The organism is Roseibium algicola (assembly GCF_001999245.1).
In the GTDB taxonomy this organism is placed as follows: domain Bacteria; phylum Pseudomonadota; class Alphaproteobacteria; order Rhizobiales; family Stappiaceae; genus Roseibium; species Roseibium algicola.
On record NZ_CP019630.1, the window covers coordinates 1,707,041 to 1,722,136 of the forward strand.

The 15,096-nt window shown below is 61.1% G+C and carries 12 protein-coding genes; 9 read left to right on the top strand and 3 right to left on the bottom strand.

Going from position 1 to position 15,096, the window contains the following annotated elements; translation table 11 throughout:
- Positions 1 to 256: 256 nt before the first annotated feature.
- The 4 genes from B0E33_RS07965 to hrpB all read left to right on the top strand — a co-directional run bounded on the left by B0E33_RS07965 (position 257) and on the right by hrpB (position 5,239).
- Positions 257 to 991 (top strand): DUF1194 domain-containing protein, encoded by a 735-nt coding sequence (locus B0E33_RS07965; protein ID WP_077293186.1) that lies wholly within the window; start codon positions 257 to 259, stop codon positions 989 to 991.
- A 295-nt stretch (positions 992 to 1,286) separates the two neighbouring features.
- Entirely contained in the window at positions 1,287 to 1,718 is a 432-nt protein-coding gene (locus tag B0E33_RS07970; protein ID WP_022999719.1) for a methylglyoxal synthase, read from the top strand.
- Entirely contained in the window at positions 1,715 to 2,755 is a 1,041-nt protein-coding gene (locus B0E33_RS07975; RefSeq protein ID WP_077290888.1) for an ROK family protein, read from the top strand. Before B0E33_RS07970 ends, B0E33_RS07975 begins: the two co-directional genes overlap by 4 nt.
- Before the next feature lie 12 nt (positions 2,756 to 2,767).
- On the top strand, positions 2,768 to 5,239 hold the full coding sequence (hrpB, locus tag B0E33_RS07980; RefSeq protein WP_077290889.1) for an ATP-dependent helicase HrpB: 2,472 nt from the start codon (positions 2,768 to 2,770) through the stop codon (positions 5,237 to 5,239).
- Positions 5,240 to 5,554: 315 nt separating this feature from the next.
- Here the strand turns inward: hrpB and putA are convergent, their stop codons facing one another.
- The gene (putA, locus tag B0E33_RS07985) at positions 5,555 to 8,695 is read right to left on the bottom strand and encodes a bifunctional proline dehydrogenase/L-glutamate gamma-semialdehyde dehydrogenase PutA (RefSeq protein WP_077290890.1); all 3,141 of its coding nucleotides are present in this window, start codon (positions 8,693 to 8,695) and stop codon (positions 5,555 to 5,557) included.
- A 141-nt stretch (positions 8,696 to 8,836) separates the two neighbouring features.
- Between putA and B0E33_RS07990 the strand changes: the two genes are divergently transcribed.
- The 4 genes from B0E33_RS07990 to B0E33_RS08005 all read left to right on the top strand — a co-directional run bounded on the left by B0E33_RS07990 (position 8,837) and on the right by B0E33_RS08005 (position 13,036).
- Positions 8,837 to 9,292: an Lrp/AsnC ligand binding domain-containing protein gene (locus B0E33_RS07990; protein ID WP_022999714.1), complete on the top strand. Its 456-nt coding sequence runs from the start codon at positions 8,837 to 8,839 to the stop codon at positions 9,290 to 9,292.
- Positions 9,293 to 9,412: 120 nt separating this feature from the next.
- Entirely contained in the window at positions 9,413 to 10,636 is a 1,224-nt protein-coding gene (locus B0E33_RS07995) for an ABC transporter substrate-binding protein (RefSeq protein ID WP_077290891.1), read from the top strand.
- Between the two features lie 10 nt (positions 10,637 to 10,646).
- Entirely contained in the window at positions 10,647 to 12,350 is a 1,704-nt protein-coding gene (locus tag B0E33_RS08000; RefSeq protein WP_077290892.1) for an ABC transporter permease, read from the top strand.
- Between the two features lie 8 nt (positions 12,351 to 12,358).
- Positions 12,359 to 13,036 carry an ATP-binding cassette domain-containing protein gene (locus B0E33_RS08005; protein WP_077290893.1) on the top strand — a complete coding sequence of 226 codons (678 nt, stop codon included), beginning with the start codon at positions 12,359 to 12,361 and terminating at the stop codon, positions 13,034 to 13,036.
- 166 nt (positions 13,037 to 13,202) lie between these two features.
- Here B0E33_RS08005 and bfr read toward each other — a convergent pair whose 3' ends face one another.
- Positions 13,203 to 13,688, bottom strand: coding sequence for a bacterioferritin (gene bfr / locus B0E33_RS08010; protein WP_022999710.1), 486 nt, complete (start codon positions 13,686 to 13,688; stop codon positions 13,203 to 13,205).
- Between the two features lie 115 nt (positions 13,689 to 13,803).
- A complete protein-coding gene (locus B0E33_RS08015; RefSeq protein ID WP_062490562.1) occupies positions 13,804 to 14,046 on the bottom strand; it encodes a (2Fe-2S)-binding protein in 243 nt (80 codons plus the stop codon).
- A 125-nt stretch (positions 14,047 to 14,171) separates the two neighbouring features.
- Here B0E33_RS08015 and B0E33_RS08020 point away from each other — a divergent pair, with 125 nt between their 5' ends.
- Entirely contained in the window at positions 14,172 to 14,930 is a 759-nt protein-coding gene (locus B0E33_RS08020; protein WP_077290894.1) for an SDR family NAD(P)-dependent oxidoreductase, read from the top strand.
- Positions 14,931 to 15,096: the final 166 nt, after the last annotated feature.

Genomic DNA, 15,096 nt, shown 5'->3' on the forward strand with positions numbered 1-15,096 from the left:
TTTCCAAGCTCATCCAAGGCATTCAGCCAATGCCTTGTTAGGAATCACGAGAAACGGAAAGATAAGGAATTCAACGACAAAATAAACAGGGGAGACGTGGCCACCCAGCCGCAAGGCTGAAGTAAGGAGAAAAACCATGCGTCTCGACATAACCAAAACAGACTGTGCACTGACGGTTACAAGTTTACTGTCACTTATTTGTGCGGCACTTCTTTTCGCCGCCCCAGCCGCAGCCCGAGACTACCGTCCGGCTCTGATGGCTTCTTCACAATACAGCTTTGATCCGGCCAACGAAGTGGACGTCGAACTTGTCCTGGCCGTCGACATCTCCCAATCCATGGATACAGAAGAACAGGAAGTGCAGCGCGCCGGGTATGTTGCCGCTCTCACCTCCAGGGAATTTCTTGACGCCATTCAGGTCGGTCCGATCGGCCGCGTTGCCGTGACCTACATGGAATGGGGCGGGGTCGATGAGCATTTCATCGTCGCCGACTGGACGGTGATCCAGGATGCAAGCTCGGCAGCACACTTCGCTTCCAAGATTGCCGAGGCCCCACTTCGGCAGGTCCAGCGCACCTCCATCGCCTCGGCGCTCGAAAAGTCGGTCTTTCTGGTTCAGAACAACCAGTATGAAGGCCTGCGCCGCGTAATCGACATTTCCGGTGACGGCCCGAACAACCAGGGCGGCTCCGTGACTGCCATGCGTGATCGCATGGTTGCCTCTGGGGTGACCATCAACGGTTTGCCTCTGATGATGAAGTCGAACAAGAACACCTGGCAGGCGATGCTCAACCTCGACCACTATTACGAGGATTGTGTGATCGGCGGCCCGGGCTCCTTCGCCATCCCCGTTCGCAGTCAGGAAGGCTTTGCAGACGCGATCCGGATGAAGCTGGTGATGGAGATCGCCGGGCTGCATCTGCCGGAACCCGATCCCTACTTCCAGCGCGTTGCCGGCCGCGAACCGATCCGCTGTAATCTGTTCGACTGATCGCCACGTCTGCATTCTCCTTATTGCCTGCCGCGTTCCGGGCCGGGACGCGGCATTTTCTTTTGCTCCCTGCCAATGATCTGCCCACCGGGAACAGGTTCTGCGCCCGCCCGTTCATCTTCCTTTGCCTAAAGCGCTTTGAACGGCTAAACACTTCCCCGCCGCTGTCGCTTCCTGCCAGGGTGCCTTTTCGTCCGGTTCCCTCCGGGGACGAACTGGTCTCCCGGGACTTTGGTTTCGATCAGCTTTCGGCTATTCAATCGATCCGGATTGCATAGACCCCAGAGGACCGCTGATGCCTGCCACGCCCACTCTTGCGCTTGTCGCGCATGACGCCAAAAAAGACGCCATGGTCGAGTTCGCCAGACGGCACCAGGACAAACTCGCGGTTTTCGAACTTGTCAGCACAGGCACCACGGGCGGCCGCATTCTGGAAGCCTGTCCGGATCTCAAGGTCACAAGGCTGAAAAGCGGCCCGCTTGGCGGCGACCAGCAGATCGGCGCGATGATTGCCGAAGGCAAGCTCCAGGGCCTGTTCTTCTTCGTCGATCCGCTGTCGCCCATGCCGCATGATGTTGATGTGAAAGCCCTGATGCGCCTTGCAGTGGTCTATGACATGCCGATGGCGCTCAATCCGTCGACCGCGGATATCCTGCTGCGCTCCGCCCGTCTGCAGGGCCTCAAGACCACATCCGCGACACCTGAAGTTGGCTCCTTGTCCTCATGAGTTTTTCCAAGAACACCAAATCCTTTGCCTATCCGGTTCTGGTTGCCGATATCGGCGGCACCAACGCCCGTTTCGCTCTGGTTGACGACGCTGAGGCGCCCACCCGCATGTGCGGCAAGACGGCGACCGCGGATCATCCCGACATTTCTTCCGCGATCCGCGAAGTGGTGCTGCCGGAAACCGATCCGAAACCACGCACGGCAATCATCGCGGTTGCCGGTCCCGTCACCGGTGACAGGATCCCCCTCACCAACGCGGCCTGGGTGATCGAGCCGCTGAAGATGATCGCCGACCTCGGTCTGGACGAAGTCATCGTGCTCAACGATTTCGAAGCGCAGGCCCTGGCCTTGCCAGGATATAGCGGCAGCGATATCGAACAGGTCGGCTCCGGCACGATCCGCGAAGAGAGTGCCAAGTTCGTCCTCGGTCCGGGCACGGGCCTCGGCGCCGCCGCGATGATCTATGCCGCCCAGACCTGGGTTCCCGTTCCGGGCGAAGGTGGCCATGTGGAACTCGGGCCGGTAAGCCCGGAAGACGTTGCCATCTGGCCGCATATCGAACTCGTCGGTGGACGGCTTGGCGCCGAACAGATCCTTAGCGGCACCGGCCTGCCCCGCCTTGCCCGGGGCGTTGCCGCCTATATGAGCGCGGACCGCGACTTCACAACGGCGGCAAGCATCACAACGGCCGCAGAGGAAAACGATCCGGTAGCGGTAAAGACGCTGGAGGTCTTTGCCAGGGCCCTTGGCCGTGTGGCTGGTGATTTTGCCCTCGCGGTCCTGGCACGGGGCGGCGTCTATCTGACTGGCGGTGTCACATCGCGGATCACACGCTTCCTCACGGACGGCGGCTTCCGCGCCGCCTTTGAGGCAAAGGCGCCCCACGAGGCCCTGATGGCCAAGATACCGACCTTCATCGTCCGGCATCCCGATCCGGCCCTGGAAGGCCTTGCCTCCTTCGCACGCGCGCCGGAAGCCTTTGCCGTCGACATGCAAGGACGGCAATGGACCGCAGGCGCCGCATCGGGCGCGAGCTGACCCGGGCCCGTCATGTCCTCTGCCCCAGCCTTCGCGGCACCACTGCCGATCGACGGTGTCCTGCCGGAGCTTCTGGCAACGCTTGATACAGGGCTGAACGCGGTTCTTGTTGCCGAACCGGGCGCGGGCAAGACGACCCGCGTGCCGCTGGCTCTTTTGAACGCGACCTGGCGCGGCGACGGCAAGATCCTGGTGCTGGAACCGAGACGTCTTGCTGCCCGTGCCGCTGCACGCCGGATGGCAGCCGAACTTGGCGAAAAGCCCGGCGAGACCGTCGGCTACCGTGTGCGCATGGAAACGAAAGTCAGCGCCCGTACCCGGATCGAGGTCATCACGGAAGGTGTATTCACTCGACTGATCCTGGACGATCCGGAACTGACGGGCGTTGCCGCCATTCTCTTTGACGAATTTCACGAACGCTCGCTTGACGGCGACCTCGGGCTGGCGCTGGCGCTGGATGTGCAGGCTGCACTGCGCGACGACCTGCGTCTGCTGCCGATGTCCGCAACGCTCGATGCTGCAGGAATTTCAGCCCTGCTTGGCGACGCGCCGGTTATCGAAAGCACGGGGCGCAGCTACCCGGTTGAAACGCGTTACCTGGGGCGAACACCCAACGAGCGCATCGAACCGCAGATGGTGAGGGCGATCCGGCAGGCTCTTTCTGAAGAAACAGGTTCCATGCTGGTGTTTCTGCCCGGCCAGGGCGAAATCCGCCGCACCGCTGAGATGCTGGAGGGCAAGCTCCCTGCCGGCTGCCAGGTGGCACCACTTTACGGCGGACTGGACGCCAAAGCCCAGGACGCAGCCATTCGGCCGGCCGATGCCGGCAGCCGCAAGATCGTGCTGGCCAGTGCCATCGCACAGACCTCGCTGACCATCGAAGGTGTGCGTGTCGTTATCGACAGCGGTCTGGCACGGGTGCCGAAATATGAACCGCAGACCGGACTGACCCGGCTGGAAACCGTGCGCGTCTCCCGCGCTTCCGCTGATCAGCGACGAGGCCGCGCCGGACGTACCGAGCCCGGTGTCTGCTACAGGCTCTGGGACGAAGCCCAGACCGTGGCCCTGCCACAGGCAGAGGCTCCGGAAATCCTGGAAGCGGATCTCACCGGCCTGGTGCTGGACCTGGCGGCCTGGGGGACGCTCGATCCGGCAGCCCTCGCCTTTGCCGACCAGCCCCCACTTGCGGCCTGGAGCGAAGCGAAGCTTCTGCTTCAGGATCTGCACGCTCTGGATGACCACGGACGTCTGACCAATGACGGCAAGGCACTGGCGAAACTCCCGCTGCATCCACGCCTGGCCCACATGGTGATCGAAGGTGTTGCCCGCGATCTCGGCTTTACCGCCGCGATGATCGCGCTGGTGCTGTCCGAACCGGGTCTTGGCGGCCGGGATCCCGACCTGCGTGCGCGTTTGCAGGCTTTGCGCCACGACAAGAGCCAACGTGTAAAAGACGGCCGCCAACTTGCCGAGCGCTGGCTGAAGCAGGCAGGCGGCACAGGCAGGGAGATAGATCCGGAAAGCGCCGGACTTCTGCTCGCCCTTGCCTATCCTGACCGGGTGGCCCAGCAGCGCGGGCAGACAGGACGCTTCCGCCTTGCGAACGGCCGTGGCGCAGAATTGGAGGCGGAACATGCCCTTTCCCGGCAAGCCTTCCTGACTGTTGCCGATACTCAGGGCAAGGCGGCAAGCGGGCGTATCCAGCTCTGCGCGCCAATTTCCAAATCCGATATCGAAGACCTGTTTGCTGCAGACATCGTCGAGCAGGATGAAGTCCAGTTGACAGGAGATGGTGCGCTGAAGGCGCGGCGTGTCACCCGCTACAAGGCGGTTGAACTGAAGTCCGTCCAGATCCAGTCAGCAGATCCGGCAGCTGTCGAACGGGCCCTGATTGCCGAGATCCGCCGGCGCGGCGTCTCCCGCCTGCCCTGGAGCAAGGAACAGGAACGGCTGAAGAAACGTGTCGCCTATGCCCGGGAGAACGGCGCGCAGGATCTGCCGGACCTTTCCGACGGCACCTTGACGGAAACCCTGGAAACCTGGCTGCAGCCCTATCTCGCCGGCTGCACGAGCCTTGCCGCAATCGATACCGCCGTGCTGGGCAACGCGCTTGCGGCGCTCCTGCCCTATGATGCATCTGCACGGCTGGACAACCTTGCCCCCTCGCACTTCACGGCCCCGACAGGCAGCAAGGTGCCGATCGACTATGGTGCGGCCGCAGGTCCGACGCTTTCCATTCGCGTGCAGGAACTCTTCGGCCTCAAGGATCATCCGAGCGTCTGTGACGGCAGACTGCCGCTGATCCTGGAACTACTCTCCCCGGCACAGCGCCCGATCCAGATCACGAAGGATCTCCCCGGCTTCTGGCAGGGTTCCTGGGCGGATGTGAAAGCCGACATGAAAGGCCGCTACCCCAGGCACCCCTGGCCGGACGACCCGACCGCAGCCGAGGCAACGCGCAGGGCGAAGCCGCGGGGAACCTAGCTCCGCATTTCAGCCTCGCACGGCCTTCCCTTCAGGAGAGAAAACGGCATGAATCCCGTGGTCGAACTATGGGAAGACACAGGAGGGACTGACGCTTCAGAAGTCCCCTGTCCCGCGACCTGCCGCAGCCGAGTCCTCCTCCCCCTTGTGGGGAGGGGTTAGGGGTGGGGGTATGAAGCCCCGGCCCTAGTTACCGCTTTGCGGTTCACCCCCATCCCTACCCCTTCCCCACAAGGGGGAAGGGAACCGGTCCGTATATGGGCGAAACCCAGGTTGCAAATCGGACTATGCTTAGCTCCGAGAAGGCCTTGGCCCTCAATCGTCCGAGGCTGCCACCAGGCTGGCGTTACCGCCGGCAGCGGCCGTGTTGATGGAGACCACCTGTTCCAGGGCAAACCGGGTCAGGTAGGCCGGGCCGCCGGCCTTGGGGCCGGTGCCGGACAGGCCGGAGCCGCCGAAGGGCTGGGTGCCGACAACCGCGCCGATGGTGTTGCGGTTGACATAGACATTGCCGACAGAGAGCCGGTCAACCACCTTCTTCACCGTTGCATCAATACGGCTGTGAACACCGAGTGTCAGACCGTAGCCGGTACCGGCAATCTGGTTCAGCACCTTGTCCAGGTCGCCCGCCTTGTATCGAACCACATGCAGGACAGGTCCGAAGACTTCCCGGGTCAGGGCCTCGGCCTTGTCCAGCTCGATGATGTGCGGGGCAACCCAGGAGCCATTGGCCAGCTTCCCGTGCGGCGTCTTGCCGGCATAGCGCAGTTTCTGGCTCTCCTTCATGTCGTCGACATGGGAGAGAATGTTGTCGCGTGCTTCCTCATCAATCACCGGACCGATGTCTGTCGACGGCAGCCGCGGGTCGCCCAGGCTGAGTTCTTTCGCTGCGCCTTCCAGCATGTCCAGCAGATGATCGGCGACGTCTTCCTGCACATAAAGCAAACGCAGTGCCGAGCAGCGCTGACCGGCGGAGCGAAAGGCGGACATCATGACGTCATCGCAGACCTGTTCCGGCAGAGCCGTCGCGTCGACGATCATCGCGTTGATCCCGCCCGTTTCGGCAACGAGCGGAACGATCGGGCCGCGTTTTGCGGCCAGCGTGCCGTTGATCAGCCAGGCGGTTTCGGTCGATCCGGTAAAGGCCACCCCGGCAACAGCCGGATGGGACGTCAGCGCCGCACCGACATCGCCTTCTCCCGGGAGCAGGTAAAAGACATCTTCCGGGACACCGGCCTGATACATCAGCTTGGCCGTTTCATAAGCGATCAGCGGTGTCTGTTCCGCGGGCTTGGCGATGACGGCGTTGCCCGCCATCAAAGCTGCGCTGACCTGACCGAGGAAGATCGCCAGCGGGAAGTTCCAGGGAGAAATGCAGACGAAGACGCCGCGGCCACGATAGCGGTAGCGGTTTTCCTCGCCTGTCGGTCCGGGCATCAGCTTGCCTTCACCGAAAAGGTTTCTGGCTTCGGCCGCGTAGTATCGGCAGAAGTCGACTGCCTCGCGGATTTCGGCAATGCCATCGGTCAGGCACTTGCCGGCTTCCAATGAGAGGATCGTCATCAGACGGTCCCGGTTGGCCTCCAGCAGGTCGCCAACCTTGTCGATGGCAGCTGCCCGCTCTTCAACCGGTCTGCGCGACCATTTCTCGAACCCCTTCTGGGCATTTTCGACAGCAAGGCGGGCCGTTTCGCTGTCCGCGAAGCGCACCGTGCCGACCTTGGTCGAGCCGTCCATCGGGGCAAACACCGGATTGGCGTCGCCCGACGGTTTCAGCCCCGCTCCAAGCGGGGCGGCTTCGGTGAACGGTGCTGTGGTTTTCGCCATGCCGGACGTCAGCAAATTGCGTTCTGCCGCACAGCCGAATTCCACGCCGTCGGAATTTTGCCGGCTATCACCGTAAAGGTCCTTCGGCAGCGGGATCGAACGGTTGATGGAATGGTGGCCGCTATCCAGCAGTTCCTTCGGCCGCTTGAGCATCTTTTCAACCGGCACGGAGGCATCGCCCACGATGGTGACGAAGGAGGAGTTGGCACCGTTTTCCAGAAGGCGGCGGACGAGATAGGCCAAGAGGTCCTTGTGACCACCGACCGGGGCATAGATCCGGCACGGGAAGCCGTCGCGTTCGACAACGGATTTGTAAAGGCTTTCGCCCATGCCGTGCAGGCGCTGGAACTCGTACCCTTCCGCCTTGCCACCGGAGAGTTCGATGATCTGGGCAACTGTCAGTGCGTTGTGGGTGGCGAACTGCGGGTAGAGCACATCCCGTGCCGCCAGCATCCGCTTGGCGCAGCACAGATAGGACAGATCCGTCGCCGCCTTGCGCGAGAACACCGGATAGCCTTCCGCGCCGCCTTCCTGAGCGTGCTTGATTTCCGTATCCCAATAGGCGCCCTTTACGAGACGCACCATCAGTTTGCGGTTGGTCTTGCGGGCTGCGTTGACCAGCCAGTCGATCACGTGAATGCCGCGCTTCTGATAGGCCTGAACCGCCAGTCCAAAGCCATCCCAGCCCTCGGTGACCGGATCGGTCAGCATGGCCGCGATGATATCCAGAGAGATCTCCAGCCGGTCGGCTTCTTCAGCGTCGACGGTGAAGTTCAGGTTGTGGTCCTTGGCCATCTGCGCCAGTTCGCGCAACTTCGGCAGGAGTTCGTCGCGCACGCGTTCGCCGTTGACGGCCTGATAGCGCGGATGCAGCGCGGAAAGCTTCACCGAAATACCCGGACGGTCCGGCAGCTGCTTGTCACCGGCGGCCTTGCCGATGGCGGCAATCGCCTTGGCATAGGACTGGAAGTAACGCTCTGCATCCTTCTGGGTACGCGCTCCCTCGCCCAGCATGTCATAGGAATAGCGATAGCCCTTCGCTTCCTGGGTCCTGGCGCGTTCCAGAGCCTTTTGGATGGTTTCGCCAAGCACGAACTGATGACCGAGCAGGCGCATCGCCTTGCGGGTTGCCATGCGCACGGTCGGCATGCCCATGCGCTTGACGAGGCTCGACAGGATCGACTGGGGCGTGTCGCCCGGATGCAGCAGACGAGAGGTGACGCCCAGCGCCCAGGAAGAGGCGGAGACAAGCCAGGTGTCGGATTTCGGGCCTGAGAGATCATCGAAGCGGGCTGCCGCCAGCTTGTCTTCGATCAGCTTGTCCGCGGTCTTTGCGTCAGGAACGCGCAGCAGCGCTTCTGCCAGCACCATCATGGCCAGGCCTTCACGGGTGGTCAGACCGAATTCGCGCATGAAGTCTTCCACGCCGCCGAGACCGACCTGGACCGAGCGCATGTCCTGAATATAACCGCGGGTGCGCTGGTCGATCAGTTTCTCCACCACGGGGTCGGTGTTGGCTTCCTTTAGAAGCGCTTCGACAAGCGTCTTGTCATCGGGGGCGTAAGCCGGGCGAAATGGCTCGAGTTCGGTCGAATTGATTGTCTTCATGGCTGCAACAGTTGCGGTCATGAGAGCCTCCCAAAGGGGCCCCGCGGGGCCAGGTCACTAGATGCCTCCAAAATATCTTGAATCGAAGTCCGCTTTTCGCTGTTTTTGAAGCCAATCTCCGTGTATTTCTCTGCAAATTTCTTTTTTCTAGGGAAATTCGCCATGCTTGATGCAACAGACCGGAGGATTCTGAAGGTTCTCCAACAGGACGGCCGCATTACCAATACGGACCTTGCCGAACGGGTGCATCTTTCGGCAACCGCGACCGCCGAACGCATGAAGCGGCTGGTGCGCGAAGGGTACATCGAGCACTTCTCCGCCAGCCTCAATCCGAAGATGGTGGACCGGGGTTTGCTGGTCTTCGTCGAAATCCGGCTTGACCGCACCTCACCGGAAATTTTCGACGCCTTCAAGATTGCCGTCGAACGTTCGACCGACATCATGGAATGTCACATGGTGGCAGGCGGCTTCGACTACCTCATGAAAAGCCGCGTCAAGGACATGGAAGCCTATCGGGCCTTCCTGTCTGATGTGGTTTTGGCGCTGCCAGGCGTGCGTGAAACACATACTTACGCCGTCATGGAAGAGATCAAGGACACCCATATCTTGCCGGTCTGATTTGCGCTGGAACCTAACGGACACGAACACTCATCGTTCACAAAGCCTTGTCTTGACCATGCCATGCGCCTTGCGCGAGGGAACGAGGACCGGACACGATCCGCAACAGGGGAAATTCTGATGAAACGCATGCTTGCCGCAACGCTTGGTCTTCTCGGATCACTGATGGCACCGGTGGCTGCTTCTGCACAGGAAGCGGCCAATGATCCGGCGTGGCAGGCAGTGCTGGATGAGGCCAGAGGCGAGACCGTTTATTTCCACGCCTGGGGCGGCGAGCCGCGCATCAACGCCTATATCGCCTGGGCTGCCCGGGAAGTGGCAAATGAATTTGACGTTCGCGTGCTTCAGGTGAAGGTCAGTGACACCGCATCTGTGGTCTCACAGGTGCTTGCCGAAAAATCGGTTGGCAAGGTCTCTGGCGGCGCGGTCGATCTGGTCTGGATCAACGGCGAAAATTTCGCGGCCATGAAGGAACAGGGGCTGCTGGCAGCACCTGGATGGGCGCAGACGTTGCCGAACTGGGATTACGTCGACGTGGAAAACAAGCCGACGGTCGTCCAGGATTTCACCGTGCCTACGGATGGCCAGGAAAGCCCGTGGGGGATGGCCAAGCTCGTGTTCATGTATGACAGTGCCCGCCTGGACACCCCACCTGCGACGCTCGATGCGCTGCTGAGCTACGCCAAGGCGAACCCGGGCCGATTTGCCTATCCGCAACCGCCCAATTTCTATGGCACGACCTTTCTGAAACAGGTTCTCGTCAGCACGGTTCCGGACAAGGCCGCTCTGACGAAACCGGTGGATGAAGCCCGCTTCGAAGAAATGACTGCACCGTTGTTTGCCTATCTGGACGCATTGAACGGCTCGCTCTGGCGCCAGGGCCGCGCTTTCCCGAAGGATGCAGCGCATATGCGCCAGCTGCTTGCCGACGGAGAACTGGATATTGCATTTTCCTTCAATCCGTCCGATGCCTCGAGCGCAATTGCCAACGGCGAACAGCCGCCCAGCGTGCGCACCTTCGTTCTGGATGGCGGCACCATCGGCAACACCCACTTCGTTGCAATTCCGTTCAACAGTTCCAGCCAGGCAGGCGCCAAGGTCTTCGCCAACTTCCTGTTGTCACCCGCGGCACAGGCTCGCAAGCAGGATCCCGGTATCTGGGGCGACCCGACAGTTCTGAACGTTGCCGGACTGCCTGAAACCGAAAAGGTTCTCTTCGATACACTCGACCTTGGGCCTGCGACCTTGACGCCCGAACAGCTCGGCCCGGTCCTGCCGGAACCGCATCCGAGCTGGGTCAGTGCGCTTGAAGAGGCCTGGACCACCCGCTACGGCGCCGAGTGAGCCGGAGTACGTGGCAACCCAGCCGAAAGCCGTCCCGGCCATACCGATCATCCTTGTGTCGGTTCTTCTGGCCGGGCCGGTTCTTGCCGGCCTGGCGGGTACGATCCTGCCTGCCATCGGTTACCTGCCCGCGCTGGGCCACAACAGCTTCTCCCTTGAACCCGTCCGGCACCTGTTCCAACAACCCGGTCTGCTAACTTCCGTTTGGCTCAGTATTGCCACCGGCCTGACGGCCTCCGTCGCGTCGCTGGCGATCGTGCTCCTGTTCGTGGCAGGCTGGTCCGGAACGGCGGCGTTCCGGCGCCTGACCCGGTTTCTGTCGCCACTGCTTTCGGTACCACACGCGGCGGCGGCCATCGGTCTTGCTTTTCTGATTGCGCCATCGGGATTTCTGGTTCGCCTCGTTTCGCCCTGGGCGACTGGCTGGACCAGGCCACCCGACGTTCTGATCCTCAACGATCCGTTCGGCATCGCCATGACGGTTGGTCTTGTCGCCAAGGAAGTGCCTTTTCTGTTCCTGATGACGCTCGCCGCGCTAAACCGCCCTCACGTTCAGGAGTATTTCAAGGCAGGTGCCAGCCTTGGCTATGGCCGTGTCGCAACCTTCTTCAAGATCGTTCTGCCGCAGATCTACCCGCTCATCCGCCTGCCGGTGCTGGCAGTGGTCGCCTATGCCACATCCGTCGTTGATGTCGCCGCTATCCTTGGGCCAACGACACCGGCTCCGCTCGCCCCGCGTCTCGTCAGCTGGATGAACGACCCGGATCTGACCAAACGTCTGATGGCATCTGCCGGGGCGTTGCTGCAACTTGCCGTCAGCGCGACTGCTCTGGCCACCTATCTGGCAGGCGAACGGCTGGTCGCCTCGGCCTCCAGGCGTCGCCTCGTTACAGGGCATCGTCACTTGCGCGAGCGTGCGGCAAGATATGGCGGACTTCTGGTGATGGTAATCATCATCGTGGCCATGATCCTCTCGCTTCTGCTGCTCGGGATCTGGTCTGCCGCCCGCTCATGGTGGTTTCCCTCCGTTCTGCCGCAGGTCTGGAATGTCATGCAAATGACCGACACGCTTGGCATGAGCCTCGGGCTACTCGGAACAACCGTCGCTCTGGCCTGTGCCTCCGCGCTTGTTGCAACAGCGCTGACACTTTGGGTTCTGGAAGCGCGTGATCACCGCAAGTCAGCCTCTTCGCGCCGCCTCAAGACACTCGTCTTCCTGCCGCTGCTGCTGCCGCAGATCAGCTTTCTGTTCGGTCTGCAGCTGCTTTTCCTGTCAGCGGATTTCAGCGGCACATTCTCCGCTGTTTTGCTGGCCCACCTGGTTTTCGTCCTGCCCTACGCCTTCCTTGCCTTGAGCGATCCCTGGGCCCGGCTCGATCCGCGCTTTGCCAAGGCCGCAGCCTCCATCGGCGCGTCGCGTGCCCGCATCTTCTGGCAGATCCGTTTGCCATTGCTGCTGCGGCCTGTTCTGGTAACGCTTGCAGTGGCAGCCGCGGTTTCCGTCGGCCAGTATCTGCCGACCTTGATGATCGGTGCCGGACGGGTCGCCACGGTCACGACCGAGAGTGTCGCCCTGGCCAGCGGCGGCAGCCGGCAGGCAACTGCGCTGCTGGCCCTGCTGCAACTTGGCATACCACTGGCCGGATTTACGCTGGCCGCACTGTTACCGGCGTTGCTTCATCGCAACCGGGCCGCCATGCGGCTGGAAAGGTGAGGCAAGCAATGCAAACCCCAAACGAGCCATTGGGCCTGGTTCTTCAGGACGTCACCCTCCACCTGGACGGAGCGCCCCTGCTTGGGATCGACTGCCGGATAGAACCGGGAACAGTACTCACCGTGATGGGCGAAAGCGGCAGCGGCAAATCCAGCCTGCTCGACTTCATTGCCGGTTTCCTCCGGCCGGATTTCAAGGCGAGCGGCAAGGTGATGCTTGATGGCAAGGACCTGACACCTCTGCCTGCACAGGAGCGGCATATCGGCCTGATGTTCCAGACGCCGCTGTTGTTCCCGCATATGTCCGTGCTGCAGAACCTGATGTTCGCCATTCCCGCTGCAATCCGCAAAAGATCCCTCCGGCGGGACATGGCTCAACAGGCACTCGCCGATGTCGGGCTTTCCGGTTTCGGCAGCCGGGACCCTGCGACGCTGTCCGGCGGTCAGCAGACCCGCGTCGCCCTGATGCGAACGCTTCTTGCCGAGCCGCATGCGCTGCTGCTGGACGAACCTTTCTCAAGTCTCGACAAGGCCCGGCGAGCCGACATCCGGGCATTGGTCTTCGACGCAGCCAGACAAAAGGGCTTGCCCGTCCTGCTTGTCACGCACGACGAGGAAGACGCTGTGGCAGCCGGCGGCAAGGTGCATTTTCTTGATGAAAGCGGATCAAGCAACGGCTGCGCCTGAGAAGGGGTCACATAGGTGCAATTGTCGGCGAACAGGGCGTACGGCCAAAACGCGCGGAAGAACTGAGCCGCCTAAATAGTCTTCTGATGGCAGACAGAAGATGTCTGCCGTTGCCGGGTTAGCTCCGACGACGGCAGACGGAAATCAGGTTTGTGAACCTTGGTGCTTATTCGGCGGTGTCCGCAGACTTGGCCTGCAGCAGGGAATAGTTGTCGATGCCGATCCGTTCGATCAGTTCGAGCTGCGTTTCGAGGAAATCGATGTGGCTTTCCTCGTCGCTCAGAAGCTGTTCAAACAGCGCCATGGAAACATAGTCGCCGAGCTCGCGGCAGACTTCGCGGGCTTCGTGGTAAAGGGCCCGGGCGACGTATTCCGCTGCAAGGTCGCCTTCAAGGCATTCCTTGACCGACTGGCCGATCCGCAGCGGGTCCAGGGTCTGAAGATTGGGCAGACCTTCCAGGAAGATGATCCGGTCCATCAGATCCTGTGCATGCTGACGCTCTTCTTCAGCTTCCGCCAGTTCCTTGTCGGCCAGCTTGCCGAAGCCCCAGTCGGCCAGCAGCCGGGCATGGACCCAATATTGGTTCACTGCCGTCAACTCGTGCCGCAGGGCCTTGTTGAGATACTCGATTACGCGCGCTTCGCCCTTCATGACCCTCTCCCTGCGAGATCCCCCCGGGGTGCTCTGTCACTTGGACATGTGCCCGGATGTTGATCGAAATCCATGTTCCGGACCAAGCCATTTCTCTGGCAGGGGCCGGTAAGTCCTAGCGGTTTGAAGCCTGCTTCAATTCTGCAGGCGACTCTTCCGACTTTGGTTGCTCTTCAGAACTTTTTTCGTGAATGATGTCAATGACCGACGGAAAACAGCTTCCGCAACGCGGCCTGCACCCCAGATGACGGAACACCGCTCCGGGCGTTGGCACCTTGCCATTCGGGTCTGCACGCATTTCTTCCGCGGCTTCGCGAAGTTGCTTGTCAGACAGTACGTTACAGGAGCAAATGATCATTGTAGGATCCGGCGCGCGTCCTCATATGCGAACATATTGGCATTGACGAATTCCAGCGCAATAACGAAACTCGACTGCAAGAGTCAACTTTTTCCACGACTTTTGCACGCCAGCAGGGAAATAACATGACCGGCCAGGGTATCCCCGACGAGCGTCCGACACTCGTGCTGACAGGCGCGAGCCGCGGCATCGGACATGCCACCGTCAAGCGGTTTTCCGCGGAAGGCTGGCGGGTGATCACCTGCTCCCGGCAGGCGTTTTCGGACAAGTGTCCATGGCCGATGGGGCCTGAGGACCATATCCAGGTGGATCTTTCCGATCCGGAAAACCTCGGGTTTGCCACCCAGGAAATCCGCAAGCGTCTGGAGCCCAACGGTTCGCGCCTTCATGCGCTGGTCAACAATGCGGGGATAAGCCCCAAGGGGCCCGACGGGGAACGACTGGATTCGCTGACAACGGCCATGCACGAATGGCGAACCGTTTTTCAGGTCAACTTCTTTGCCCCCATCCTTCTCGGCCGGGGCCTTTTCAAGGAACTGAAGAATGCCAAGGGTTCGGTCGTCAACGTGACGTCGATCGCCGGCATGAAGGTGCATCCCTTCGCCGGTACCGCCTATTCCACCTCGAAGGCAGCCCTCGCATCGCTTACGCGGGAGATGGCGGCCGACTTCGGTCCGCACGGCATTCGCGTCAATGCAATCGCACCGGGCGAAATCGATACATCCATCCTGTCACCTGGCACCGAAAAGATGATCGAAGACATTCCGCTCCGCCGCCTTGGCCTACCGAATGAAGTTGCCGACACGATCTATTACTTGTGCTCCGAGAAGTCTTCCTACGTCAGTGGATCAGAAATTCACATCAACGGCGGTCAGCATGTATAAATCATTTATACAACCTGCCCTTCGTCTAGCTTGCCGATATATTTGCGGCACCTAAACCTGACTTTCAAAATGACGCATTTATTCTTCAGCTAAATATTACCTGAAGCTAAAAATGCGTGATTTACCTAATGTTCATTGCGCTCCGCAATACTGACAGAACGACAAT

What these genes read in the sequence shown, in the direction of transcription:
- putA (WP_077290890.1), bottom strand. Translation starts at nt 8,695, where the DNA reads ATGACCGCAACTGTTGCAGCCATGAAGACAATCAATTCGACCGAACTC.
- B0E33_RS07965 (WP_077293186.1), top strand. Translation starts at nt 257, where the DNA reads ATGGCTTCTTCACAATACAGCTTTGATCCGGCCAACGAAGTGGACGTC.
- bfr (WP_022999710.1), bottom strand. Translation starts at nt 13,688, where the DNA reads ATGAAGGGCGAAGCGCGCGTAATCGAGTATCTCAACAAGGCCCTGCGG.
- B0E33_RS07975 (WP_077290888.1), top strand. Translation starts at nt 1,715, where the DNA reads ATGAGTTTTTCCAAGAACACCAAATCCTTTGCCTATCCGGTTCTGGTT.
- hrpB (WP_077290889.1), top strand. Translation starts at nt 2,768, where the DNA reads ATGTCCTCTGCCCCAGCCTTCGCGGCACCACTGCCGATCGACGGTGTC.
- B0E33_RS07995 (WP_077290891.1), top strand. Translation starts at nt 9,413, where the DNA reads ATGAAACGCATGCTTGCCGCAACGCTTGGTCTTCTCGGATCACTGATG.
- B0E33_RS08020 (WP_077290894.1), top strand. Translation starts at nt 14,172, where the DNA reads ATGACCGGCCAGGGTATCCCCGACGAGCGTCCGACACTCGTGCTGACA.
- B0E33_RS07990 (WP_022999714.1), top strand. Translation starts at nt 8,837, where the DNA reads ATGCTTGATGCAACAGACCGGAGGATTCTGAAGGTTCTCCAACAGGAC.
- B0E33_RS07970 (WP_022999719.1), top strand. Translation starts at nt 1,287, where the DNA reads ATGCCTGCCACGCCCACTCTTGCGCTTGTCGCGCATGACGCCAAAAAA.
- B0E33_RS08005 (WP_077290893.1), top strand. Translation starts at nt 12,359, where the DNA reads ATGCAAACCCCAAACGAGCCATTGGGCCTGGTTCTTCAGGACGTCACC.
- B0E33_RS08015 (WP_062490562.1), bottom strand. Translation starts at nt 14,046, where the DNA reads ATGATCATTTGCTCCTGTAACGTACTGTCTGACAAGCAACTTCGCGAA.